This window comes from Candidatus Acidulodesulfobacterium ferriphilum, from assembly GCA_004195035.1.
GTDB lineage: Bacteria > SZUA-79 > SZUA-79 > Acidulodesulfobacterales > Acidulodesulfobacteraceae > Acidulodesulfobacterium > Acidulodesulfobacterium ferriphilum.
Window position 1 is genome coordinate 701,746 of the sequence record SGBD01000001.1, and the last position, 25,547, is coordinate 727,292.

Consider the following 25,547-nt stretch of genomic DNA (forward strand, 5'->3'; position numbering starts at 1 on the left):
TTTCTTTAAAACTTTCCTGCCTCCTTCGGAATGACAAACACTGGATTACATATCGTTCCCTGAATAAGATAAATTCAGGCTTTTGTTTATTAACGGAAAATCCGCAATTATATTGCCCAATACGCCGTACTGAATGGAAGGCCATATCCTGAAAGACGGGTCTATATATTTAAGCCTGAAAATTTTTCCGCTGTCATCCGCCATTATGTAAAAAAACGCATTGCCCCTCGGTGTTTCCGCATTGCCTACGGCATATTTATATGCCTCTGCCCTGTTTCCGCAGGGCGATATAATGCCTCCCTCCGGCAAGTTAAACAAAAGCCCGCCCACGATTTTTACGGAAAGCAGAATTTCTTTAATCCTCAAAGCCGTTCTTGCAAAAACATCCCCGCTCTCGAGCAAAACAGGTTTTAGGTTAAACTTCTCGTATATAAGATAGGGAAATTCCACTCTGGAATCTCTCGGCAGTCCCGATGCCCGCGCGCTTATGCCGCATAACGAAAGCTCTTCCGCCGTCTTTTTGTTAATTTTTCCCGTAAATTCCAGCCTGTCTAAAACAGTCGATGAATTTAAAATAAATGCTTCACACTCTTTTATTGCCTTTTCGACCTTTTTAATAATATTATCTATCGTAAATAGCTTAGAAGAATCAAAATCTACGCTCACGCCGCCGGGTACAAGCGCGTTAAACATAAACCTGTGTCCGGTTAAACTTTTGTTGAGCCTCATTAATTCTTCCTGCAAAGCAAACAGGTTTTGCGCGGGCAATGCAAAACCTATATCCATAAAAATCCATGCTATGTCCCTGACATAGTTCCAAATACGCTCGAGTTCGGCAAGTACTACCCTGATATGTTTTGCTCTTTCGGAAATCGCTGCATCCAAAAGATTTTCGACTGCTTCAAGATAGCTTACGGCTATATTTACATTGTTATCGCCTGAAACCCGGGAAATCAAATTTAACGCTTCGTTAAAATCCTTTCCCTCGCAAATTTTTTCTATTCCTTTGTGTTTCCAGAAGTGCCTTATCTCAAGCTGTAAAACAGGCTCTCCAGCCAGCGAAAACCTAAAATGCCCTGGTTCTATAATGCCGGCATGCACCGGGCCGACAAGAACCTCAAAAATTCCCTCTCCCGAAACCTCTTTATACTTATAGTCACCGTATTTTTTAAATTCGGGAATTGCGTTGTTATAATCCTTTCTTAAAGGATGGACGGAAAAATCCCAATTTTCGGGATATAGCATCAGTGGTCTTAAATCGGGATGTCCAAGGGGTGTAAGTCCAAATAAATCATTGATTTCCCTTTCATACATCTTGGCGGCGGGACAAATTTTAGAAACAGATTGAAAGTTTTCATCCACAGGAATGGAATATTCACCTATAATATTTTTGCCCCCGAAAAAATACCTTATGTTAAATTTTGAATTTATACTTCTCTCGTCATTTGCAACGATGCCCAGCAAATATTTTCCGGACTCTTTAATATTATTAGCCGATTTTATAAAATCGCTTGATGTGGTAATATGCTTATCTACTATAATTTTATTCATTAAAAATTTATCTTTCCTCCAAATTCGGCCGATGCCGATTTTACGATATGTAAAAACTGGGATGGTATATAAAATAACAATATCGAAGAAATCAGCAAAAGAATTAAAGGGGCATACAGCATAAACGGATGGATCCCTTTTTCTCCTTTATCTTGATTGTCTTTATTTGTCCCTCTATTAGCCCTGTTTTCATTTTGCTGCCCATTTTCGCCGCCTTTAACGCCTATACCTATATACATTTTAAGAATTTTACTAAAAAGTCCTGCAAAAATAAAAATCAATAACAAGAAAACTAAAAATCCAAACCAGATATTGGTTTTAAATACGCCGAACATAATATAAATTTCTCCCAGAAACATTGCAAAGGGGGGCATTCCGCTAATTCCCATCACCCCAAAAAGAAGCATAAGCCCCGTAATCGGAAAACGCTTGGATAAACTTCTTATTTTATCGATTTTTCTTTCATGGGTAACCGCAAGAATATTACCCGAAGATAAAAATAAGGCTCCCTTATTTAAAGCATGAAATAATATCTGAAAAAGGCTCCCTATTACGGCAATTCCGCCAATACCAAAACCTAACGCAATAAGACCCATATTTTCCATAGAGGAAAACGCGAAAAGGCGTTTATAATCCTTTTGCTTTATTATTGACAACGCGGAAACAAAAATCGTGAGAAAACCAAAACCTATCAAAAAATATCTCGGATAATATATTTCTGCCGAAACATTAATTTGGTAAAATCTTAAAATGCCCAATAGCGCCGTGTTAAGTAGAACCCCCGATAATAAAGCGCTAACCGGACTCGGACCCTGCGAATGGGCATCCGGAAGCCAATTATGCATAGGCGCAAAACCCACCTTCGTTCCAAACCCGACAAGGGCAAGAATAAACGCAAGCATAAGAAAGTTTTTGTCTAATTCCGAACCCGCCTGTATAATATTAATAAAGGATAAAGATTTCATGCTTTCGCCGTAAATCTGCGAAGTCGTGAAATATAAAATAACGATGGCAAAAAGCCCTATTGCTATGCCGACCGAACACATAATTACATACTTCCATGTTGCCTCAAAAGATTCTTTTGTCCTGTTGAAGGAAACCAACAAAGCTGTAGCCAAGGTAGTCGCCTCAAGCCCCGTCCAGTAAATGCCGAGGTTATTGGACATTATCGAAACCATCATGCTAAAAACGAATAAATTTTTCCAAAAATAGTAAAATTTAAATTTTCTTTTCGACAATCCGTGTTTTATTTCCGTCCTCACATATCCAAACGAATAAAAAGCGACAAATAATTCAAGGGTTGAAACGGTAATAAGTATTACCAGATTGATATAATCGACAAAGAAAAGTCCTCCGAAAAATACGGAGATAGCATGAAAAGATAAAGAAATTGCGACAACCGTTAAAAAAACTAATGTAGAAATTATCAGCTGTAAATAAGACATTAATAAAACATCCGTAAAAACGGAAAAAATTAAGGCAACCGCCGGAAGTATCAATACTAATTCATACATTATATCGAGTCCTTTAATAATTTAATAATATAACCTTAAATAAAGTTTATTTAAATTTATATTCATACGGCGGCATTTCTTTTCAGGTTTAGTATAAGGATAGATAATATGAGTATGCCGACAAAAAGATCGAAAAGCACGCCCAACTCAACTAAAAGGGGCATACCGTGGGTTATACTATTAGCCGCTAAAAAAATAGCGTTATCTATGGTTAAAAATCCGATAATTTGGGAGAACAAAGTTTTTCTTGTAATCATAAGCATAGCTCCAATCAAAAATGTAGCAAGGGAAATCGTGAAAACAAAAGCCCCGAATGTTATGCCTGCCGTAACAATTTTTTGAGCTATCAAATTGGAAAGCAGGGTTAAAGAACCTGCGAAAACAACGGCCTCCGGTATGCCTATATACATATCTATTTCTTTATCCATTTTAACCTTCTTAAGCGTTTTAAATAAAAAATAGGGAATTAGAATAACCTTAAAGATTACCGTAATAACAAAAGACCCGTATAAATTTATAGAATTAAAATGAACGGCGCCCATTAAAATATAAAACGCCAGCATAAGTGATTGAAACGAATAAAGCTTTATTGCAAATTTAATAAAAGGGGAGCCGACATTTAAAACCACTGAAACTAATATTAAAATGATAAATAGCTCGGCTATTTTTTCCATTAACATTTTGAAATTCCTTAAATTTTCAAATTTTAAAACCCTCTGATAGATAAAATCATCGCTATTAAAGACAAAATAAAAGACACGGAAAGTATGTTCGGCACCCTGAATATCCTCATTTTAGGGTTAAAGATTTCAACGCCTGCAATAAAAACACAGAGAATAATCATCTTTAAAAAATATACCGCCAAAGCTAACGGAATCTGGTAGATATGCGCGGCCGTATATGGAAATAAGATAAGGGACATTACGGTTAAAAAGACGGTAAGTTTCAAATAACTGCCGTATTCAAATAAACCGAGATGTTTTCCGCTAGCCTCCAAAATATTTGCTTCATGAAACATCGTAAGTTCAAGATGTGTCTCGGGATTATCAATCGGGATCCTTGCGTTTTCGGATATGCTTACGATAAAGAGCGAAATAAACAGTAAAAAAGGAATAGCAATAGATATAGCATGGAGATGAACGCCCGATAAAAAGGCATTGGCGGCCCCTTTTTGAATAAAATAAAATATATCGGTTATTCTTCCCTTTTTAGTATAAATGGCAAGGGATATAAAAACAAATATCAAAGACGGCTCGGAAAGAACGGTTAAAAACAACTCCCTGCTTGCCCCGAGTCCTCCGAAAGCGCTGCCCTGATCCATTGCATAAAGGGTCATAAAGAAGGTTGACAGGGCAAGGGTATAAGCAATCAGTATTACATCGGAAGATATGCCGAGCAAAGAATACCTGTAAAATGCGGGCAGCATTAATAATATTACAAGATATGAAACAAAAACGATATAAGGGGTTATATTGGATATAAAAGTCGCATCTTTGGATAAAACGATCTCCTTTTTTAATAACTTATTAAAATTTATATAAAACTGAAAAATGCCTATTCCTTTTTGCCCTCTTGCCCGCTGTTTTAATTTATGAATAAAACCCGCAAAAAAAGGCGCAAGAAAGACTATTATAAAAAATTGAATGATCCCTATTGTCAAATGTTGAATATTATAATTATAAGTCATATCGTTTATATGTACCCCGACTTCGACATAATTTTTTGTCATTCCCGTCTGCATCAAAGGCATGCTTTGATAAATGCAGACGGGAATATCCGCAAAAGCGGTAATCCATTTATTACCTTATTATAAATATGTATATAATGAAGCAAACTATTAACGATAAAAATAAATACCCTAAAGAAACATTTATATTTTCCGAATTGGTTAATATGTTAAAAATATCGGATAATTTTAAATATAATTTTTCTATGGGAATATAAAAGTATTTTTCGAAAATATCGTTAATTTCTTCGGTATAAACGGATTTAGACCTGAAATATTTTTTTACGTCCTTTTCAAAGTTAACCTCGGAAACGGAGGAATAAAAAGAGGAAAAAACCTTCATTATGCTTGAGGAAAATCCGCTGCCGGAATACTGAGCTTTTGAATTTTTTTCATCGAGCCCGCATGACCATGTTTCAAATATCCTTTTTTTATCGGTAGAGAATATCCTGAGATAGAAAAATAAAATTAATAAAATTAAAACAAAGGTAATTGCAACTAAACCGGGCATGTATAAGGTGTAGGATTGTGCATGCGTAAGGCGCACGGCGGAAAACGGACTTGCACCGGCGGTCCCGCCCGTTAAATAAAATATAATCATATTCAAAGCCGATATTATTTGATAAGGATAAATACCGATAAAAACGCATAACAAAACAGGAATTGCCATTCCTATTCTTTCGACAGCATGGGGCTCTGCGGCATTTTCGGCGTGAACCGTTCTGGGCTTTCCCAGAAAGGTAACGCCGAATAGTTTTGTAAAAGCGGCTACCGCCGCAGCCCCGCTCAGCGACAAAAGGGCAATGGCTATAACGGAAAAATACACCATATATAAATTCCCCGTAAAGACGGAGCCGATTAAAGAAACATACAAATACCACTCGCTTAAGAAACCGTTTAGCGGCGGGAGCGCGGAAATTGACATCACCCCTATAAGAAATAAAACTGATAACTGCCTCATTTTTTTAGAAAGTCCGCCCAGTTTTTCCATATTTCTAGTATGGGTATATTTGTCAATTAGTCCAGAACCCATAAAAAGCGAACTCTTGCTTAACCCATGGTTTATTATATGAAGCAAAACGGCTAACATTGCAAGATGTTCTAAAGACTTAAAATTTTCAATCTTTGCCCAGTAAGATATGCCTATGCCCATAAAAATTATGCCCATGTTTTCGATTGTTGAAAAGGCCAGCAGTTTTTTTATATCCTTTTGAACCATTGCGTACATTATGCCTAAAAGCGCCGATAAAGCCCCTAAAATAAGCAATGCTATGCCCAAAAAAGAGCCGCTGCCGGAGCTAAAAATAAATAAAAATTTTAAAATACCGTATATCGCCATATTGACCATTATGCCTGACATAATAGCGGAAATGTTTGCCGGGGCAACCGGATGGGCATAGGGAAGCCATGTATGAAAGGGCATAATGCCGGCTTTAATGGAAAATCCGAGTATTGCGATTGCTATTATAATAACCCCGGCAGCACCTTTATAGTTGTCGAAAGACAACGAGGAGGTTTTTAAATACAGCATGATAAAACTTGCCGTTATGAGAACGGTTCCGATATGCGTCATTAAAAAATATAAAAAGCCCGCCCTTCTCGATTCCTCGCTTTCCTCGTAAATAACCAATAAAAAGGAAAATATCGACATTAATTCCCAAAATATCAAAAATGTCAGCATATCGTTGCTTATAACAAGAATTATCATGGATATTATAAAGAAAAAAGAATAGAAAAAGAGGGACGGTTTTTTATCGTATTTCTCCCCGTATTTAATCGAAAAAATCGAGATAAATATGGAAATAGACGATATGAATATAACAAAAAACACGGAAAGGGGGTCAAATTTGAACGAAAAGCTTAGGAATGCTGATTTTATAATAAATTCTTGCTTAAAATCATAAAAACTTAAGGCTGTAAAAAAAGCAGGGATTAAAATGGACAGGCATCCGAAGAAATATCTATAAATATCGTTATATTTAGCATTCATTTGTTATTTATCGAAACTCTTAACCTCCCCCTTTCTTTTAAAAATTATTTACTTATTTATCTATATAAAATAAATAAAAATTAAATGTAAATTAAAGCAAACTTTTAGATTATAACAAAAATTAAAAAATTAGCAAGAAATATTTAATACCCAAATCCCGATTTAGAAATTTATTTTCTGGATTCCTGCCTACGCAGGAATGACTTTACCTAATTTATCGTTTCACCCGTTGGATGTCATTCCTGCGTAGGCAGGAATCCAGAATTATTAATGCGTTGCAGTATTTTTAACAATCTCTATCGGCAATTTTGGGTAATTTTTCAATAAGTTATTAATTCTTTTATTCTTTTTAGGATATAATATTAGTAAATAATAAAAGAATACTCTAAGGGGGCATATATTATGCATACAACATTAAACATGCCGGATAAACCGTCCGAAGAAGACAAGGACGGCAAGAGTAAGGGTAAAACGGAAAGAACCGCCTACCGGAATCTTTTTGAAAGGGTTAAGCAGAACGAAAGGCAAAAAATTAAAGAAGAACTTGATAAAAAAGAAATAAAAGATTATAACGAAGAAGAAAAAGAAAAATGAAAAAAATAATCTTTATGTTTTTAAGCTTATTTTTATTTATAACATTGTTAAGCGGGTGCGCCACCGCTCCGCCGCCTCCTATATTTTCAAGCATTATAATCCCTCCAGGAAAAGGTAAAATCAAGATTGCGATAAAGAAAAGGGATGTGCGGTTTGCAACAACCAGCTTCGGTTTTTTTAGCAGCAATAGTCCTTTAACGAATCGCCGCGTCGCTATTTATAACTGTATAGGGTTAGGAATAATAAAAAATATCGATAATGCCGATGTTTTCATAGTGAATAGAAAACCGATTGACAAAAAAATAACCTATATTCATGATTTCGGGAATACGGTTACATGGGCGGTTCCAAGCGCTGCAGATGATGCAGGGATGGTTTCGGCTGCCATCATTTTGCCGTTCGCCATTTTAGGGGAAGGTTTAGCAGGGGGCAGAGGTTCTCTCCCTTCTTCCGGTTCAGGTAATTTTCATTTTAATATAGTTAAGTTTAATGCGGATGTTTTTATAAACGGCAAAAACAATATTATTAATGCGCGCGGCTCGCACGATAATTCATTTTCATTTTCAAGCGACAATCGTCTGCTTTTAAGAACATCCTGCGATGATTTTGCAAAAAAACTTAAATCTATCCTTATTAAGAATAATGCCGGAAAAATAATAATTCCGCAATCATCGGGTATCGGCGTTGTTAAAAAGGGAAAGTGATTAATGCAAAAATCATTATTAATCTTCATAAAAGAGAATTAAACCCATCATAAATAATATGATAGTGAAAGCAAGACAATAGTAAGGCAACGGCCAATTATTGTTGAGCCGCATTTCTGAAAGCGACGGGCAAGAGGAGAATAAAGAATTAAAATCGGAAAAGAAATTTTCGATGGACAAGGGCAATGATATAACTGATAGCAAGATAAAAATGGAAACAAAATAGTACCGGAATAATCTTTAATACTAAATAATGGGGGAATTGCAATATGGATATTAAAAATGCGGCTTACCCTGCCTTGCATTTATGGTGGAGGTACACATGGAGAATATGGTTATTTCTTTTTGCGATAGGTAGCCTGCTTGTTATCATAGGAAGCCTTTCGGTGGGTGAAAGCGGTATGATGTTTTTTGCCGAAATGATGAAAAACCATCTATACCGTTATACGCCCTATAATATGAAAGTAATGGGTATAATGACCGCGCTTATATTAATATTTTTTATTGCGGCGTTATTTTTTGGCATATGGCTGTTTCGTTCAGAGCTTTTTAAGAAAAATTTCGTTTTTAACGACAAACCGGAAAGATTTTCTGTAAGTTACGATAATACGATTTTAAATATTCCCGTATCGTGGAATAATGCCTTAGGGCTTTGGTGGGGTGTTGTCTGGCGCGGATTTGTTTTAGGTATTATTGCGCGGCTGCTATTTTTCTGGACAGGTCCTTTAATGATGCTGATTAATATTGCCGTAAGTTATTTGGCATTTTTATGGCTTTTATCATATAATTACGGAAAAACTAAGATAATCGTATCGGCATCAACCGATGATGATTTCACTAATAACGGCATTCAATATCCTAAAATGGATAAATAGGTTATAACCCTAATCCCGATTTAGAAATTTATTTTCTGGATTCCTGCTTTCGCAGGAATGACTTTGAGAGGATTTATCGTTTCACTCGTTGGGTGTCCCAACCCGCTTCAGCAGGAATCCAGATTTGCTTAGCATTGGAATATATAAATATTTTCTAAATCGGGATTAGGGTTATAAGATTTATGTTTCATGTGAAACAAATTTTTAGCAAATCAGGACTTATGGCATCTCATCAATAAAATACCGACGGCGGCAGGCGTAATACCGGAAATCCTGCCGGCTTCGGCGATGGTTTCGGGCTTAATCTTATTAAGTTTTTCGATTACTTCGAGCGACAGACCCGGAATTGTATTAAAATCAATATCTTTACTTAACTTAATGCCCTCAAATTTTTTTAACCGGCTGATTTCTTCCTTTTGCCTGTTGATATAGCCCTCGTATTTGATAAAAAGCTGTGCCCTGTTTAGTATATCCCTTCCGAATTTGTCGATTTCCGCCCCAAATTCATTCATAAGATTTTCCATCGCAACATCCGGCCGCTTTAACAGGTCGTAATATTTTCCGTTTTCATAGGATTTTAAAAAAGATAATAATTCATTAAACCTGGATAATCTGTCTTTATATATAGAGTATCTTTCTTCGTCTAACAAGCCTGCCTCTTTGCCGTATTCGCAAAGCCTGAAATCGGCATTGTCTTCCCGCAACAAAAGCCTGTATTCGGCTCTGGATGTAAACATTCTATAAGGTTCGGCGGTTCCAAGCGTAATTAAATCGTCGATTAAAACTCCTATATACGCCTCGTCTCTTGCAAGTATCAGAGGCTTTTCGCCCTTAATCTTCAAAGCGGCGTTAATTCCGGCGATAATCCCCTGAGCCGCCGCCTCTTCATAGCCCGATGTTCCGTTAATCTGCCCCGCCAGAAAAAGATTTTCGATATTTTTGGTTTCTAAAGAATGTTTAAGCTGGACGGGCAGTACATAATCGTATTCAATGGCATATCCCGGCCTCATGATTTTAACATCTTCAAGCCCTTTTATCGTTCTTAAAAATTTAAGCTGGGTATCCAACGGCAGGCTTGTCGAAAGCCCGTTCGGATAGTATTCGACGGAATCAAGGCTTTCCCTTTCCAAAAATATCTGGTGCCTTTCTTTATCTTTAAACCTGACGACCTTATCCTCTATGGACGGGCAGTACCTCGGCCCGACGCCCTTGATAACCCCGCAATATAAAGGGGATTTATCGAGATCGCTTAAAATTATATTATGGGTTTTTTCATTGGTGTAGGTTATATAACAGCTGATGCCGTTCGTGATATTCTTATCCGCAATGGAAAAAGGTATAAAATCGTCCTCGCCTTTTTGCTCCTCAAGCCCGGAAAAATCGATCGTTCTTCCGTCTAATCTTGGGGTTGTGCCTGTTTTAAGCCTTCCGAGTTCAAGACCGTTTTCGATTAAACTTAAAGAAAGCTTATCGGCGGCAAAATCCCCCGCCCTTCCAGCGCTATAATTAAAAAGCCCGATGTGGATAAGCCCCTTTAAAAATGTTCCGGTAGTTAAAATAACCGCATTGGAATAAAGGTTTTCGCCTGTCCATAAAACAACCCCTTCCGCTCTTCCTTGATTTACAATTAATGAATCGACCATGGATTGAATTATGGTTAAATTTCCGGCCGATTCAAGAGCATTTTTCATATAAGCTTTATAACGAAACATGTCTGCCTGAGCGCGGGAAGACCTGACTGCGGGGCCTTTTTTGGTGTTAAGCGTTCTAAACTGGATGCCTGTTTTATCTATCGCCTTGCCCATTTCTCCGCCAAGGGCGTCTATTTCCCTTACGAGATGCCCTTTGGCTAAACCGCCTATTGCCGGGTTGCAGGACATCTGTCCGATATTGTCTAAATTAATAGTTATGACGGCGGCGCTCAAGCCGATTTTTGCGGCCGCCAAAGCGGCTTCTATGCCTGCATGTCCGGCACCGACGACAATTACATCGAAAAAATTATCTTTGTCTTTTTTTATAATCATTAATTTTGTCCAAAATAAAATTTTTTACTTGCTATATTTACTTATTATACAAAAATAACTCAAAATTGCCGATAGAAATCTTTGAAACTGTTTCAACATATTATAAAATTCTGGATTCCTGCCTACGCAGGAATGACGCCTGTTGAATGAAAAGTTAAATTCAGGGATTGTCATTCCTGCGTAGGCAGGAATCCAGAAAAGAAATTTTCTATCGGCAATTTTGGGAATAACCACAGAATAACCACAACATTTGACATATTTATTTTTGGTGATATACTCAAATTAAATTTGACATCCTAATCAACTTAATTAATTCTTATAATTTTTAAGATTAAATACGGAGGGGCAAAATGCAGGTTTCAAGGCGCTCGTTCATTAAAGGGGTATTGATAGCCTCAATAATCGGGGAAACCGATTTATTCGGCCTGTCCATGGATAAAGCCATGGCGGAATCAAGAACATTAAAAATAGAAAAGGCAAAAGAAACTAAAAGCATCTGTCCGTTTTGCGCAGTAGGATGCAGTATGATAGCATATTCTACGGGAGACGGTTCCGTAAACGCAAGGCCGTCTATTATGCATATAGAAGGCGATCCCGACAGCCCGATAAATCAGGGAAGGCTCTGCGCGAAAGGCTCCGCGACAATGCAGATAACGGTAAATAAAAACAGGGTTAAAGCCCCTCTTTACAGAAGAAAGGGTTCAAAAGAGTGGGAAGAGGTTTCATGGGATTTTGCATTGGATAGAATTGCGTTGCTTATTAAAGAAGAAAGGGATAAGAATTTTATAACAAAAGACAATGAAGGCTACGCTTTAAATCAGCTTCCGACTATCGCCGCGGTAGGAGGTTCCCCCTGCGCAAACGAAAACAACTACCTTTTTGTAAAAGCTATGAGGTCGCTTGGTCTCGTCTATATAGACGGACAGGCAAGGATATGACACGCTCCCACAGTGGTCAGTTTGGCCGCTTCCTTTGGTCGTGGGGCAATGACAAATCATTGGATAGATCTGAAAAACTCGGATGTCGTGATGGTAATGGGCGCAAACCCTGCTGAAAATCATCCTGTCGGCTTCAGATGGGCGCTAAAAGCGCGCGAGAAAAAAAATGCAAAAATAGTAGTAATAGATCCCCGTTTAACCCGAACCGCGGCGGTTGCCGATATTTTTATCCCTTTGAGGTCCGGAACCGACATTGCGTTTTTAGGCTGGCTCATCAATTACACCGTCTCCAACAATTTATATTTTAAAGAATATGTCGTAAATTATACCAACGCCCCGTTCCTTGTTAAAAGTAATTTCGGATTCAGGGACGGCCTTTTCAGCGGCTACATTGAAAACGAACATAAATACGACACCGAAAGCTGGGGCTTCCAGCTTGATACAAAGGGCAATGTTCTGAAAGATATTTCGCTTGAAAATCCGCAATCCGTTTTTCAAATAGTCAAAAAGCATTATTCAAGATACACCGCCGAAACGGTTTCTAAAATAACAGGAGTATCCGAAGAAAAGCTAATCGAAGCCGCGCATGTTATATGTTCCACCGGCAATCCAAATACGGTCGGAACCGTAATGTATGCAGTCGGATGGACTCAGCATACCGTCGGCTCCCAAAATATAAGGGCGGCATCAATGCTTCAGCTTCTTTTAGGCAATATCGGAAGACCGGGGGGCGGCGTTAACGCCTTAAGAGGTCATGCGAATGTGCAGGGGCAGACGGATCACGGTCTTGTTGCCACAACTCTGCCCGGCTATCTTAAAATGCCTGCCAAAACGCAAATAGACCTAAAAACATATTTAAAAGAAAATACCCCTTCTAAAATAGATACGCATGCCGTAAACTACTGGTCTAATACTTCCAAATTTCTCGTCAGCCTGTTAAAGGCATGGTGGGGGGGCAATGCTACGAAAGAAAACGATTTTAATTATGAATACCTCCCGAAGCTTGACAGCAATACGACATGGATGTTCGCTTTTAACGCGATGTTTTACGGAAAGATAAACGGGCTTATAGATTTCGGAATGAATCCGGCGTGCGTGGGTCCAAATTCCGATAAAATGCTTGCTTCGCTCGGAAGGCTGAAGTGGCTTGTCGTCATAGACCCTTTTGCCCATGAAACCGCATGTTTCTGGAAAAGGCCGGGGAATGATTATGATTCCAAGGGGATAGCCGCTAATTCCGCAGATATCGATACGGAGGTTTTCATGCTTCCCTCTTCCGACTGGATAGAGGAGGATGGTTCCTTTACAAATAGCGGCAGGTGGGTACAATGGAAATATAAATCTTACGACCCCGCGCATAACGCAAAATCCGATACATGGATAATATCTAATATTTTCTTGAAAATCAGGAAACTGTACGAGAAAAGCGGAGGGGTATTCCCTGAACCAATTACAAAACTATCGTGGAATTATGAGGATATATATTCCCCTACAAAGGAGGAAATAGCAAAAGAGATTAACGGAAGAGACCTAAAAACGGGGAAGCTGCTTCCTTCATTTGTCGTTTTAAAAGACGACGGCAGCACTTCCAGCGGAAACTGGATATATTCAGGGTCGTTTACGGAAGCTGGAAATATGATGAAAAGGAAAAAACTGACGGATAATACCAAAATGGGCATGTTCCATGAGTGGTCATGGAGCTGGCCGGTCAACAGGAGGATACTGTACAACAGGGCATCCGCCGACATTAAGGGAAATCCATGGAATGAAAAACTTCGCGCTTTATGGTGGAACGGCAAGGAATGGGTGGGCGATGTGCCTGATTATCCGCCGACAGCCCCGCCTTCAAAAGAAATCGGTCCTTTTATTATGACTAACAGCGGTTATGCCAATATATTTTCCAGCGCCCTTGTCGATGGTCCTATTGCCGAACATTATGAACCTATAGAATCGCCCACGGTTAACATTCTTCATCCGAATGTTTCGATAAACCCGGCGGTAAAATTTTTTAAAGACAAGCTCGACATTATCGGAAAATCCTCCAAATATCCTTATGTATGCACGACTTACAGGGTTGCCGAACATGAGCATTACCTTACCCGATGGGTTCCGTATCTCGTCGAAATAATGCCGGATTTTTTCGTCGAGCTTCCCCATGAACTTGCAAAAGAAAAAGATATTCAAAACGGGGACAAGGTTAAGGTATCTTCGGCAAGAGGCGAGGTCGTCGGCGTCGCGGTCGTTACAAAAAGAATCGAACCGCTTATCGTCAACGGTAAAAAGGTATGGCAGATAGGCGTTCCGCTTCACTGGGGGTACGAAGGATTGGTTAAGGGTCCTCTTGCAAACTTGCTTACTCTTACTGTCGGAGACCCGAATGCCTTCACGCCGGAATACAAAACATTCCTTGTTAATATTTCTAAACCGTAAGGAGAGATTATCATGATTAATAATAGTATAGCCATAAAAAACGCTTCGGCTGTTTCGTCAAATTCACCTGCTATAAGAACGGAAATGCCCGAATTAGTTAAGCTTATAGACCTCTCAAGATGCACCGGGTGCAAGGCTTGCGAGGTGGCGTGCAAGGAATGGAACAACCTGCCCCCGGATAAAACCGAAAACTTCGGAAGCATGCAGCTTCACCGCTCGCTTACTCCTACGACATGGACGATGGTATATTTTAACGAAGCCGTAATAGACGGAAATGTCAAATACCTTATGAGAAAAAACGGATGCATGCATTGCGAAAATCCGGCCTGTCTTACCGCATGCCCTTCCCCTTATGCTATCGTTCAATATGAAAACGGCATAGTGGATTTCAATCAGGACAAATGCACCGGCTGCCAATTTTGCGTCTCGGCCTGCCCGTTCAATATTCCCCAATTTGACTCCGTATCCAATAGGGTATATAAATGCACGCTTTGCATAGACAGAATAGACGCGGGGCTTCCCCCTTCGTGCGCCAAAGCCTGTCCTACTTCCGCTATAACATTTGGAGAAAAACATAAGATATTGGACAACGCAAAGACGGAAATTAAAAAACTTGTAAAAAGAGGGTTTAAAAACGCAAAGCTATACAGCCCCAAAGGCGTCGGCGGAACCCATGTTATGACTATCCTTCCATACGGAAATAATACGGAAGATTACGAACTCCCAAAAAATCCCGAAGTTTCGCCGCTTACGACATTCACTAAGGGTCCGCTTGCGGTATTCGGAGGTTTATTTATGGGGCTGACCACTCTCGGTTCGTTTGCGCACCTCATAACCGCCGGACAGTCGAAAGCGCCGGAAGCTTTAGCCGCTAAAGAGGGCAAAGAGGAGGAAATAGACAGGCATAATCTTGCAACCAGAATTATTCACTGGACTGTGGCAATTTCCGCCGTTTTGCTCATTGTATCGGGGTTATCCCTTTATTCCCCGAAACTTTTCTGGCTGTCAAATATCCTTGGCGGACCGCAGTCTTCCCGGTTCCTTCACCCGTGGATAGGGGTTATATTCCTTATATCGTTCGGCCTCCTTTTTATCAGATGGTTTAAGGATATGGCGATAAAGCCGTATGATATAGATTTCATTAAAAATATATATTCGTACTTGATTCATGACGAAAAAAATATCGTTAAATCGGATAAATTTAACGGCGGACAAAAGTTGGTCTTCTGGTGTTTTTCGGCGGGGCTCGCACTGCTTTTTATCTCGGGACTGTTTATATGGTTTCCCGGTTTTTTCGGCTCCTTTGCGGCAAGATTCGGCCTTTTTCTTCACGAGTTGACGGCAATATTTTTTATAAGCGCGATAATAGCGCACTTTTATCTGAGCTTAATAGCCATCCCCGGTTCGCTCGCCGGCATGATTACGGGAAAAGTAAAATCGTCATGGGCAAGATTCCATCACGGATTATGGCTTAACGGCAATAAATAAGGAGATACGAAACGATGGATAGTTTTGAGCAGGTAATAAAAAATATCGACCTTAAGTTATATGCTTTAGGCAAAAGAAAGGAGGCGGGGGCAGACCTTGAAGGCGTATCCGACATTTATAAAAATATCCTTATTTCGCAAAAAAACCTTGTTTCAAAAATTTTAAAGGAAAATATTAAAGATATTTACAGCTTGCCTTTGCCTGTAAGGGGGAAAACTTTTGACCGCCCGCTTATCGGAAACATGAATGTTAATGTTGCCTGCATAGCAAATCTGTTTGATTTTTTTATTAAAAACATTCCGTTGCATAGCATTTCATCCGGTTTAAATAATGATATAGAAAAATATGCGCGCAATTTTTTTAATGATAATTATGATTATTTGACACGCCTTAAATCGGACGAGATTATTTTATTTGAGGGATTTTTAAGACCATTTTTGGAGTCTATGGCTATATGTATGAAAAATAAAGATGGTCAGGGTCTCAGCGAATATAATTCCAATGATAACCTCGATAATTTTAGCAATACCTGCTCTTTTTGCGGCAGTGAGCCTTCTTACGGTTTTTTAAAATCCGATGATGAAACGCAAAATTATTTAATGCTTGAATGTTCAAAGTGCGGAAGCGCATGGCGATATTACAGGGTTCAGTGTGTTTTTTGCGGCGAGGAAGACCCCTCTAAGTTAGAAATTTTCAAATCCGATGAATACGGCAATGCCTGTCTGCAATACTGCAAGATATGCAAAAATTATTTTAAGATAATCGACCTTAGAAACGACCAGACTCTTATACCCGAGATTGAGGATATTCTTACTATCCCTCTCGATATCTGGATGCATAAAAATATGCCCTTAGAAATTTCCGCAAATACGGTTGCGTAATATCTCCAAAAACTACAAAGCCACCCCCGGTTTATTGCATAATTTGTATAATTACATTAGCAAAACAAGCATTAACAATAACCGGAAAGGTGGTTATGAAAATTACCCTGTTATCTTCGAGGTCGGTATTGCATAAACCCAGCCGAAATTACTTCCGATAAACATCGTATGGTCAACTATAACCGCATTCTGCGGGCCGAAGCCGCCGTTGCCCGAAACATATACATGGATAATTTTTCCGTTCGCCTTATTCACCGCAAATATCTTTCCGTTGCCAACCGGAAAGAACAGGTCTTGGCCCTGAATGCTCGGGGCGGCTTTCATCCTGACATGCAATGGGGTTTTCCAAAGAATCCTGCCTGTTTTTGCATCTAAAGCATAAGCCGTAGCCGTAACCGGACTTCCCGTATAAACAACCCCTTTGTAAATCATCGGAACGGCATCTTTATTTCTTGGCGGCACAATACCCTCGCCAAGATTAGTTGACCATAAAATTTTTCCGTTTTTCGCATTGAAGCCAATTTCGACGCTTGAAGAACGATGAATGCCGGGGGCTTTATGTTCAATCTGTATGACGGCTATACCATTTTTTACGGAAACCGCGGGAGAACCGTCTCCCATTGAACTGGAAAACACCTCCTCCGGCATAACTTTCCATGCGAGTTTACCCGCATCGGCATTTACGGCATAAAGATAATTTGGGTGCGTTCCGCCCATAATAATTAAATTATGATACCTCGCAGCCGACGACATACTTACAAACGATTTAATATATACCTTCCATAAGAGTTTGCCTGTGGCGGCATCAAGAGCATAAATATGCCCGTCGCCGTTGCCGAAAATAAATTTATTTTTATAGTAAACACCCGTCGGCATATCTTCGCCTTTTGTGTGATAAGCCCAAACAAGATGGCCATTTTTTGCATTTAACGCATACACTCCGCTAATATCGACTCCCCTGATAACTTGAGCGCCCGGAACGCCGAATTTTACAGCATGGGAATATGCAAAAACAGAATTACCGCCTCCTACATATACCAATTCGCCCCTCGAAGTATTCGCAACAATAGGGGTTGACATAATTTGGTTTAAGACATTAGCCTTCCAGATAAGCTTCCCGTTTGCCGCATTAATGGCATAAACATAACCGTTATCATTTGGCGCAAAGACCACGCCTTTAACAACTGCAACGCCGATCGGTATGCCGATAAGATCGCGGACATTGGTGATGCCGACATACTTCTTTTTAATCAGTGGTACAGGCATATCAAAAGGTATCGCGTCTTTAACCCCAAACTTCCAAGAAACGGCGGCGGCTTTTTCACCGGATTTGTTAAATGTTGCGGCATGTCCCGGATTTAAAGCGTACATGTGCCAGCTTGACGGGTAAACCACGCCGGCTATGCCGGGCACGGAAGTAACGGACGGCTTGGAAACTTTTTTTGCGCATCCTGAAAGAAAAAACATTCCGCTGATTGCAATTAATGCAATCAGAGCAATGCCTGATAAGTTCCTTTTCATTCTTGTCCCCCATTTTAATTAATTAAGATTAATTTTAACTCTCCTGCGGCGCTTCGCTTAAGGTTGGTAAAAAACACCCCATTATATTATTTCCCGATGCAAAACTCTTTGAAAAGCTTATCGAGTATATCTTCATTTGTAACGCCGCCGATTATTTCATCCAGATAACAGGTAGCCTCCCTTAAATCAATTGATATAAGTTCGAGAGGTTCCTTACGTTTATATTTCTCAATCCCTTTTTGTAATAAGTCGTAAGATTTTTCTAGTAATGCCTTTTGCCTTATAGTCGTAATGCTGACATCTTCTTTAACGCCGCTTTCTATTTTTAAAATTATATCGTAAAGGGCATCTTTTAACAAATCTATTCCGATATTATTTTTAACGCTCATCGAAACCAACTTTGATGATGCAAATTGATCAACCGCCTTCCTAAATAGCTCGTCCTTTTTATTTATTAAATCGCCTGGCGGCAATAAATCAATCTTATTCAAAACTAAAATCACATTTTTAAGCTTGAGTATTTCATAATCTACGGTGAAATTAAAATCCGTAAAATCATCCTGCGCATCGCAAATATAAATTACTATATCGGCTTTTTCGATTTGAATGTGCGTTAATTTTATACCTTCACTTTCGATTAAATCATTGGATTTACGCAATCCCGCGGTATCGACGACTTTTATCGGTTTATTGAATAAAAATATATTGTCTTCGATGTAATCCCTCGTGGTTCCGGGCATATCCGAAACGATTGCCCTGTTTTTTCCCAGCAAGGCATTTAAAAGACTGGACTTTCCGGCATTAGGTTTTCCTGCTATAACAACGCTTAAACCCTGCCTGTTTAAGTTATAATTTTCATAAGAGTTAATCAAATCTTTAATTGAACCTGCAAGATTATAAGCCGCTTTAAAGAACGCGCTATCTATATCTTTAAACTCTTCCTCCGGAAAATCGATTAACGCTTCCACCGCAGCCAAAAGATAAAGATAATCATCTTTAACGGCTTTTATCCTTTTTTCCAGAAGGCCGTTTAATTCGTTGTTGGCAATCAAAAGCGTCTTTACCGAATTAGCCTTTATAATTTCTAAAATTGCCTCTGCCTTAATAAGGTTTATTTTGTTATTTAGGTATGCCCTTTTGGTGAATTCCCCGTTATAAGCAAGCCTCGCCCCCGATTTCAGTATGATTTCAAGAATATAGCGCGTATTGAATATGCCTCCGTGGGGATATATCTCGAACATATCCTCGCCGGTGTATGAATCCGGACCTTTTATATAAATGCAGGCGGCTTCATCTATAAAGGAACCTATAAACGGATCATAAATCCTGCCGGCGTAAAAATAACGCGGCGTAAGCGGATAAGCGCTTTTGCCGTACGGCCTAAAAATTTTTCCTATAATAGTTATAGAGTCTTTTCCTGAAGCCCGTATAATGCTTATAGCGCCCTCGCCGGCGGGGGAAGATATTGCGCAAATAGTGTCGATTTCTTTAAAAAGCGAGGATTTAACGGCCATTTTTAGCTAACCTTAAAGCCATATAAAGGCATATGGATTATATAATAACCATGCAACTAAAATAACGAAACAACCTTGGATTTATCCAGTTTACCCGTCTAATAATTAAGCAAATTTTCTATTAATAATATATTGTTGGGCGATGGTTAATATATTGTTAACCGTCCAGTATAAAAGAAGCCCTGCAGGAAAGTGGATAAAAACAAAGGTAAAAACTATCGGAAGGATTAACATTATTTTAGCCTGAGTGGGGTCCCCGATAACGGGGTTCATTTTTTGCGAAATCAACATGGTCAGCCCCATCAAAACGGGTAAAATATAATAAGGATCCTGGATTGAAAGATTATGTATCCAGAAGACAAACGGCGCGTTTCTAAGCTGTATGGACATTAAAAGCGTCATATACAAGCCGTAAAAAACCGGAATTTGCAATATCATAGGCAGGCATCCGCCGAAAGGGTTGACTCTGCTTTCTTTATAAAGTTCCATAATTTTTTTATTTAATTCTGTCTTGTTGTCTTTATATCTTTCCCTTAATTCGTTTATTTTAGGGGTTAACTTTTGCATCTGTTTCATCGATTTAAAACCCGTATAGGTAAGCGGATAAAAAACGATTCTTATGGCCAAAACAAGGAGTATTATTGCAAGACCGTAATTATGAACAAAGCCGTAAAAAAATTCCAGTACGTGCAATAAAATTATCGAGAAAAATCCAAAAAATCCAAAATCCAGAGTTGAATTAAGGCTGTGCCCCAGCGGCGTAAGCAGGGATAATTTTTTTGGACCGCCGTAAACATTCAAAGAAATATCGGCGGTTTTTTTAGGAGAAACCAATACCGTTTTAGGAATTATAAAAGAGATTATTTCGCCGGTTTTTTTAACGGAAACGGTATTGCCGGGCGATACCGCCGCAAGCATAAAGTATTTTGAGTTAAAACCCGCAAACGAAATATCTCCTTTATATTTTGTGGTTTGGGTCGTATCAGGTGTTACAGAACCTTTATTAATATAAATAACCGGCGAAAAATTGATGTAATTTAAATTTTTAGAAACAGGTTTTAAGGTAGCCGAAAGAACATAATGACCCTTGAATATTATAGGTTTATTTGTAAGGTTTTTAATAGAAATGTCATTAGTTAAAAGATATTTTCCGTTTAAAAATTTATAGTCCTTTACTAAGATTATCTTATTATTAATATCGTAAAAAAATTTAATCGAATCTTTTTCTTTTTTTATGTTTACAAGCTTAAGGGACGATTGGGCATTTTGGGGAATAAAATTAATTATCTGCGCTGTTTTTTGCGTGTTTGCCAGATTAACCTTGTTTTCTAAATTTTTTTCGGTATATGAATAATTTAAAAGATTTAATTTGGAAACGGCGCCGTCTGGTATGTTAAACATTGCATAAATTTTGTCCCCTTTATATGATACGCTTTTGATGGATTGGACGGATTTTGATACGGCAATCAGCTTTTTAGATTTGGAAGGGGCATTTTTTTCTACGACAGGTTCCTTGGTCTGCGCCTGCGTAATCTTGCTGCTTGTAGCCCCCGGCTTGGTAACCGCGGCCTTGTTTTGCCCTGTATGGGGCATAAGATAGCCCCATGCTAAAATTAAGATAACGGATAAAATTGACGCGATTATAATTCTTTTTTCCAAAAAAATTCTCCATTAAAAATATTAGTTTCTGGGAACAGGGTCGTATCCGCCTTTCGATAAAGGATTGCACCTTAAAATCCTGTACGAAGATAGATATAAAGCTTTGATAAAGCCAAAAGACTTAAAACATTCAAGCGCATACTCCGAACAAGTTGGATAAAACCTGCAGCTTTGCGGCAGTAAGGGAGATATCAATCTCTTATAAAAATTTATTATTCCTATAAAAATTTTATTTAGAATTTTCATTTTATTAACAAAAACTCAAGTTCATCGGATAATTGGCGCTTGGAAGAAGGATGCCTTGCAATCAGGATTGCGCAATCGATTTTTTTAAGGTTATATTGATTAAGCCTTATAAATTCTTTAATCTGCCTTTTTAACTTATTTCGCCTTGCCGAATTTAAGAGCTTTTTTTTAAAAGATATTAAAAATTTAAACCGATCGGATTCGGTATAAAAGATAATCGAGCTTTTTTGAAGTTTTTTACTGCCTTTATTAAAGATATAGTTAATATATCCTTTATCTTTTAGTTTAAAACTATCCCTTAATTTAAACCTGATAGGTGAAATAGCCATTAAAGCCGGCGCTAAAAATAAATATATTTTTGGTAATCGATAAAAAATTTACAAGAGTAAAAAATTATTTGGAACTTATAACGGGAACCAGTATCTTGCGCCCTTTTCTTCTGCGTCTTGATAAAACTAATCTTCCGTTCTTTGTACTCATGCGGCTCAAAAAACCGTGAGTTCTCTTTCTTTTTAATTTACTGGGTTGAAATGTTCGTTTCATAAGGTTGCTCCAAACTAAATTTTAAAATTATGATAAATTTTAATTAAAGCAAATAAGAATAAAGATGTCAAGAATTTTTATTTTCACACTTTAAAGCCAAAATATGCTATTATAAGGGTGCAAGAAGAAATTTATTCACTAACATATTGATTTTATTATAAAAAATTTATTATAATATTATTGAAATATATTTAAAAATTTGATAAGGTTTTAATTATCGCATATTTTTATTTTGTTTTATTTTAAAATTTATTAAAAGTATTAAATTAATTTAAATAAATCTTAAATTTTAAAATATAACTTATCGTAATTATTATACTTTTAGAGTTATCAACAAGTGTTGATAACTCTGTTTAATTCTAATATTCCTCTTATTATAAATAATACTAAAATAATAAATTTATGGATTTTGTAGAACCTTTATTGGAAGAATTAAGAAAAGAGATAGGCAGTAATAATTTTAATATCTGGTTTATCCCTGCCAATATTACATTAAATAAAAATACCATAACCTTTTCTGTCCCTAATAAATTCTTTAAAGATATTATAAACGAATCTTATAAAGATATTATTTTAAATATCTGGAAAAAACTAAACAATAACGATGAATTAAATTTTATTTACGATATAAACGACGAAAACGGCTATGATATTAAAAATTATTATCAAAACCTGATTAAATTGGATAATAACAAAATTAATCAGGAAGAAAATAATGGCTGTTTAACCAGAGTATCTTTAACCGCGCAGCCTGATACAGAAAATAAACCTGCGAATAAAAAAAATCCTAAAAAGAATTATATAAATTTAAATCCCAAATACACTTTCGAAAATTTCGTTATAGGCTCCGGAAATCAGTTTGCGCATGCGGCTAGCTTTGCCGTCGCCAATCTCCCCGGGCAAACATATAATCCAATGTTTATCTATAGCGATGTCGGGCTTGGCAAAACGCATTTGCTCAATGCTATCGCTAATAAAATACTTAAAGAAAAGGATTTAAATATATGCCTTGTTTCATCGGAAAAATTTACAAATGAAATGATTACTTCCATAAGGGATGATAAGATGGTAGAATTTAGGAATAAATATAGAAATGTCGATGTGCTTTTAATAGACGATATACAATTTATTGCAGGAAAAGAACGCACTCAGGAGGAGTTTTTTTATACCTTTAATTCGTTATATGAAAACCAGAAACAGATCGTCGTTTCAAGCGATAAAATTCCAAGGGATATTATAAGCCTCGAAGAAAGAATAAGATCAAGATTTGAATGGGGATTAATAGCAGATATTCAACCGCCCGATTTTGAAACCAGGATAGCAATCCTTAAAAAAAAGGCTTTCCTTAATAATATAGATTTTCCAGACGATGTTCTAAATCTTTTGGCGGATAAAATTAATTCTAATATAAGAGAATTAGAGGGCGCAATGATTAAAATCGCCGCCTTTTCGTCGTTTACCGGAAAACCTATTTCAATAGACCTTGCGAGAGAGGCTACTTTAAATATTTTAAAGGAAGAAGAAAAGGTTATTACGGCAGAGGCGGTAATAAAAGTTGTCTGTAATTATTTTAATATTAAAATCTGCGATATTAAATCAAATAAAAAATTAAAGGAATTTGTCGTTCCCAGGCAATTAGCGATGTATTTAATAAGGAATCATACTAATTTATCGTTTCCCGAAATAGGCGACAAATTTGGCGGCAAGGATCATTCATCTATTGTTTATGCGGTTAATAAAGTTAAAAAAATGCTAAAGAATAACGATGAATTAGAAAAAACTTTAGATACTATTATCAAAATAATTAAAAAATAGTTTATATAAAATTAATAAAATATTGTTGATAAAAATGTTTAATTCATGTTTATATCGTGTTTAAAAAAAATAATTAAAAAAAATTAAACAATGTTTTTTAGAAAAGGCATGAAAATTACACATACTATTAAACAATATATTATTTAATAATTCTAAATAGTTATAGAGTTATAAACAGATTAAACACCACTATTACTATTAGGTTTTTAAAATATTATTAAATTAATAATAATAATAGGAAAATTAAAAAATGTTAAATTTTAAAATTAAAAAGGAGAGTTTTTTAAATTGCTTATTTATAGTTCAAGGGGCATCCGAAAGAAAAGGAACCCTGCCTATTCTTTCCAATCTTTTAATAGAAAATATAGGAAAAGATTCTATTAAAATAAGCGCAACGGATTTAGAAATTAGCATTATAACATACTGCAAAGCGGAAGTTATCTCCGAAGGCAAGGTTGCCGTAAATTCAAAAAAAACTTACGGCATCGTAAGAGAATTTCCTGAAAGTAAAAATGAAGACGGCATTGTTATAAGTTTTAAAGAAAACGATTCAGGGATTGTTACTATCAGCTATAAAAAAACGGTTTTTAAATTAACAACGGTGCCCGCCATAGATTATCCGACGATTGTTGATTTTAAATCGGAAGATAATTTTAATATCGATTTTAAAATATTAAAGAAACTTATTAATAATGTTATATTTTCCACAGCGGCGAACGAAGAGACAAAGAGAAATCTTACGGGCGTATATTTTGTTTTGGTTAATTTAAACGGACAGAATTATCTCAGATTAGTTGCAACCGATGGGCATAGATTAGCTTTAGCTCAAGCGGAAATTATTTATAGCGGTAAAACAAATGAAGGTATTTATGATTTATTAAAAAATGGAGTGATAATACCTAAAAAGGTTTTAGCCGAGATTTTAAAGTTGGATAAATCTGATTCGGTTAATATTTCAATAAATTCAAATAATATATTTTTTAATTTTACAGGAAAATTTACCGCTCCGCTCCCTGCCGAAGGTCCGACAAAACCCCTTAAAGATTTGGGTAGCGCAGATATTCCTATAAAGGGTACCGAGCTTATATCCAGATTAATCGAAGGAAAATTTCCTGACTATCAAACCGTAATACCTAAAGATAATTATAAGACATCGATAATAAATACTAAGAATTTTTTTAATTCGATTAAAAGGGTTTCTTTATTAGCCGAGGAAAAAAGCCATTCTATAGAACTAAGTTTCAGCGATAATAATTTATTAATTAAAACGGTAAATACAAGCGTTGGAGAGGCAAGCGACGAATTAGATATTAAATATAGCGGCGAACCCATAAGTATTAAATTAAATTCAAGGTATATTATGGATTTTATCTTAAATATTATGGAGGAAAATATAAAAGTCAAATTTAACACGATTTACACCCCTTTTGTTGTTGAACCCTTCACGGGTGATAACGAAAGCGGTGATAAAATAATGGAAATTATAGGCGTATTTATGCCTATGAGATATTAATATATTAAAAAATGGGGTAAT

20 protein-coding genes are annotated in these 25,547 nt (G+C 37.1%); 8 read left to right on the forward strand and 12 right to left on the reverse strand.

Going from position 1 to position 25,547, the window contains the following annotated elements:
• Nucleotides 1-45 precede the first annotated feature (45 nt).
• The 5 genes from EVJ47_03615 to EVJ47_03635 all read right to left on the reverse strand — a co-directional run bounded on the left by EVJ47_03615 (nt 46) and on the right by EVJ47_03635 (nt 6,781).
• A complete protein-coding gene (locus EVJ47_03615; protein ID RZD15555.1) occupies nt 46-1,542 on the reverse strand; it encodes a proton-conducting membrane transporter in 1,497 nt (498 codons plus the stop codon).
• An 8-nt stretch (nt 1,543-1,550) separates the two neighbouring features.
• Nucleotides 1,551-3,065 (reverse strand): hydantoin racemase, encoded by a 1,515-nt coding sequence (locus EVJ47_03620; GenBank protein ID RZD15372.1) that lies wholly within the window; start codon nt 3,063-3,065, stop codon nt 1,551-1,553.
• A 62-nt stretch (nt 3,066-3,127) separates the two neighbouring features.
• A complete protein-coding gene (locus tag EVJ47_03625; protein ID RZD15373.1) occupies nt 3,128-3,739 on the reverse strand; it encodes a hydrogenase in 612 nt (203 codons plus the stop codon).
• A gap of 32 nt (nt 3,740-3,771) precedes the next feature.
• A complete protein-coding gene (locus tag EVJ47_03630) occupies nt 3,772-4,752 on the reverse strand; it encodes a formate hydrogenlyase (GenBank protein RZD15556.1) in 981 nt (326 codons plus the stop codon).
• Between the two features lie 112 nt (nt 4,753-4,864).
• Nucleotides 4,865-6,781 carry a hydantoin racemase gene (locus EVJ47_03635; protein RZD15374.1) on the reverse strand — a complete coding sequence of 639 codons (1,917 nt, stop codon included), beginning with the start codon at nt 6,779-6,781 and terminating at the stop codon, nt 4,865-4,867.
• Between the two features lie 402 nt (nt 6,782-7,183).
• Between EVJ47_03635 and EVJ47_03640 the strand changes: the two genes are divergently transcribed.
• From EVJ47_03640 to EVJ47_03650, 3 genes are all read left to right on the forward strand, one after another.
• A complete protein-coding gene (locus tag EVJ47_03640; GenBank protein ID RZD15375.1) occupies nt 7,184-7,375 on the forward strand; it encodes a hypothetical protein in 192 nt (63 codons plus the stop codon).
• Nucleotides 7,372-8,079 (forward strand): hypothetical protein, encoded by a 708-nt coding sequence (locus EVJ47_03645; GenBank protein RZD15376.1) that lies wholly within the window; start codon nt 7,372-7,374, stop codon nt 8,077-8,079. The genes EVJ47_03640 and EVJ47_03645 overlap by 4 nt, the downstream gene beginning before the upstream one ends.
• Before the next feature lie 269 nt (nt 8,080-8,348).
• Nucleotides 8,349-8,954 carry a hypothetical protein gene (locus tag EVJ47_03650; GenBank protein RZD15377.1) on the forward strand — a complete coding sequence of 202 codons (606 nt, stop codon included), beginning with the start codon at nt 8,349-8,351 and terminating at the stop codon, nt 8,952-8,954.
• 212 nt (nt 8,955-9,166) lie between these two features.
• Here EVJ47_03650 and mnmG read toward each other — a convergent pair whose 3' ends face one another.
• Nucleotides 9,167-10,978, reverse strand: coding sequence for a tRNA uridine-5-carboxymethylaminomethyl(34) synthesis enzyme MnmG (mnmG, locus tag EVJ47_03655; GenBank protein ID RZD15378.1), 1,812 nt, complete (start codon nt 10,976-10,978; stop codon nt 9,167-9,169).
• 350 nt (nt 10,979-11,328) lie between these two features.
• On the opposite strand from mnmG, the gene fdnG reads away from it, so the two are divergent.
• Genes fdnG through fdhE form a run of 3 tightly spaced genes read left to right on the forward strand, consistent with a single transcriptional unit; the run spans nt 11,329 to nt 16,715 of the window.
• Complete coding sequence (gene fdnG, locus EVJ47_03660) at nt 11,329-14,346, forward strand: formate dehydrogenase-N subunit alpha (GenBank protein ID RZD15379.1); 3,018 nt, start codon at nt 11,329-11,331, stop codon at nt 14,344-14,346.
• Between the two features lie 12 nt (nt 14,347-14,358).
• Nucleotides 14,359-15,834 (forward strand): formate dehydrogenase subunit gamma, encoded by a 1,476-nt coding sequence (locus EVJ47_03665; GenBank protein RZD15380.1) that lies wholly within the window; start codon nt 14,359-14,361, stop codon nt 15,832-15,834.
• Between the two features lie 14 nt (nt 15,835-15,848).
• Nucleotides 15,849-16,715 carry a formate dehydrogenase accessory protein FdhE gene (fdhE, locus tag EVJ47_03670; GenBank protein ID RZD15381.1) on the forward strand — a complete coding sequence of 289 codons (867 nt, stop codon included), beginning with the start codon at nt 15,849-15,851 and terminating at the stop codon, nt 16,713-16,715.
• A gap of 102 nt (nt 16,716-16,817) precedes the next feature.
• On the opposite strand, the gene EVJ47_03675 is transcribed toward fdhE, so the two are convergent.
• The 6 genes from EVJ47_03675 to EVJ47_03700 all read right to left on the reverse strand — a co-directional run bounded on the left by EVJ47_03675 (nt 16,818) and on the right by EVJ47_03700 (nt 22,198).
• A complete protein-coding gene (locus EVJ47_03675) occupies nt 16,818-18,236 on the reverse strand; it encodes a hypothetical protein (protein RZD15382.1) in 1,419 nt (472 codons plus the stop codon).
• A gap of 86 nt (nt 18,237-18,322) precedes the next feature.
• On the reverse strand, nt 18,323-19,750 hold the full coding sequence (gene mnmE / locus EVJ47_03680; GenBank protein ID RZD15383.1) for a tRNA uridine-5-carboxymethylaminomethyl(34) synthesis GTPase MnmE: 1,428 nt from the start codon (nt 19,748-19,750) through the stop codon (nt 18,323-18,325).
• Between the two features lie 105 nt (nt 19,751-19,855).
• Nucleotides 19,856-21,409 carry a membrane protein insertase YidC gene (locus EVJ47_03685; GenBank protein ID RZD15384.1) on the reverse strand — a complete coding sequence of 518 codons (1,554 nt, stop codon included), beginning with the start codon at nt 21,407-21,409 and terminating at the stop codon, nt 19,856-19,858.
• A gap of 21 nt (nt 21,410-21,430) precedes the next feature.
• Nucleotides 21,431-21,655 (reverse strand): membrane protein insertion efficiency factor YidD, encoded by a 225-nt coding sequence (gene yidD / locus EVJ47_03690; GenBank protein RZD15385.1) that lies wholly within the window; start codon nt 21,653-21,655, stop codon nt 21,431-21,433.
• On the reverse strand, nt 21,652-21,984 hold the full coding sequence (gene rnpA, locus EVJ47_03695; GenBank protein ID RZD15386.1) for a ribonuclease P protein component: 333 nt from the start codon (nt 21,982-21,984) through the stop codon (nt 21,652-21,654). Before rnpA ends, yidD begins: the two co-directional genes overlap by 4 nt.
• Before the next feature lie 64 nt (nt 21,985-22,048).
• Nucleotides 22,049-22,198: a 50S ribosomal protein L34 gene (locus EVJ47_03700; GenBank protein ID RZD15387.1), complete on the reverse strand. Its 150-nt coding sequence runs from the start codon at nt 22,196-22,198 to the stop codon at nt 22,049-22,051.
• A gap of 402 nt (nt 22,199-22,600) precedes the next feature.
• Here EVJ47_03700 and dnaA point away from each other — a divergent pair, with 402 nt between their 5' ends.
• Nucleotides 22,601-24,013: a chromosomal replication initiator protein DnaA gene (dnaA, locus tag EVJ47_03705; GenBank protein RZD15388.1), complete on the forward strand. Its 1,413-nt coding sequence runs from the start codon at nt 22,601-22,603 to the stop codon at nt 24,011-24,013.
• 250 nt (nt 24,014-24,263) lie between these two features.
• Complete coding sequence (locus EVJ47_03710; protein RZD15389.1) at nt 24,264-25,526, forward strand: DNA polymerase III subunit beta; 1,263 nt, start codon at nt 24,264-24,266, stop codon at nt 25,524-25,526.
• Nucleotides 25,527-25,547 lie beyond the last annotated feature (21 nt).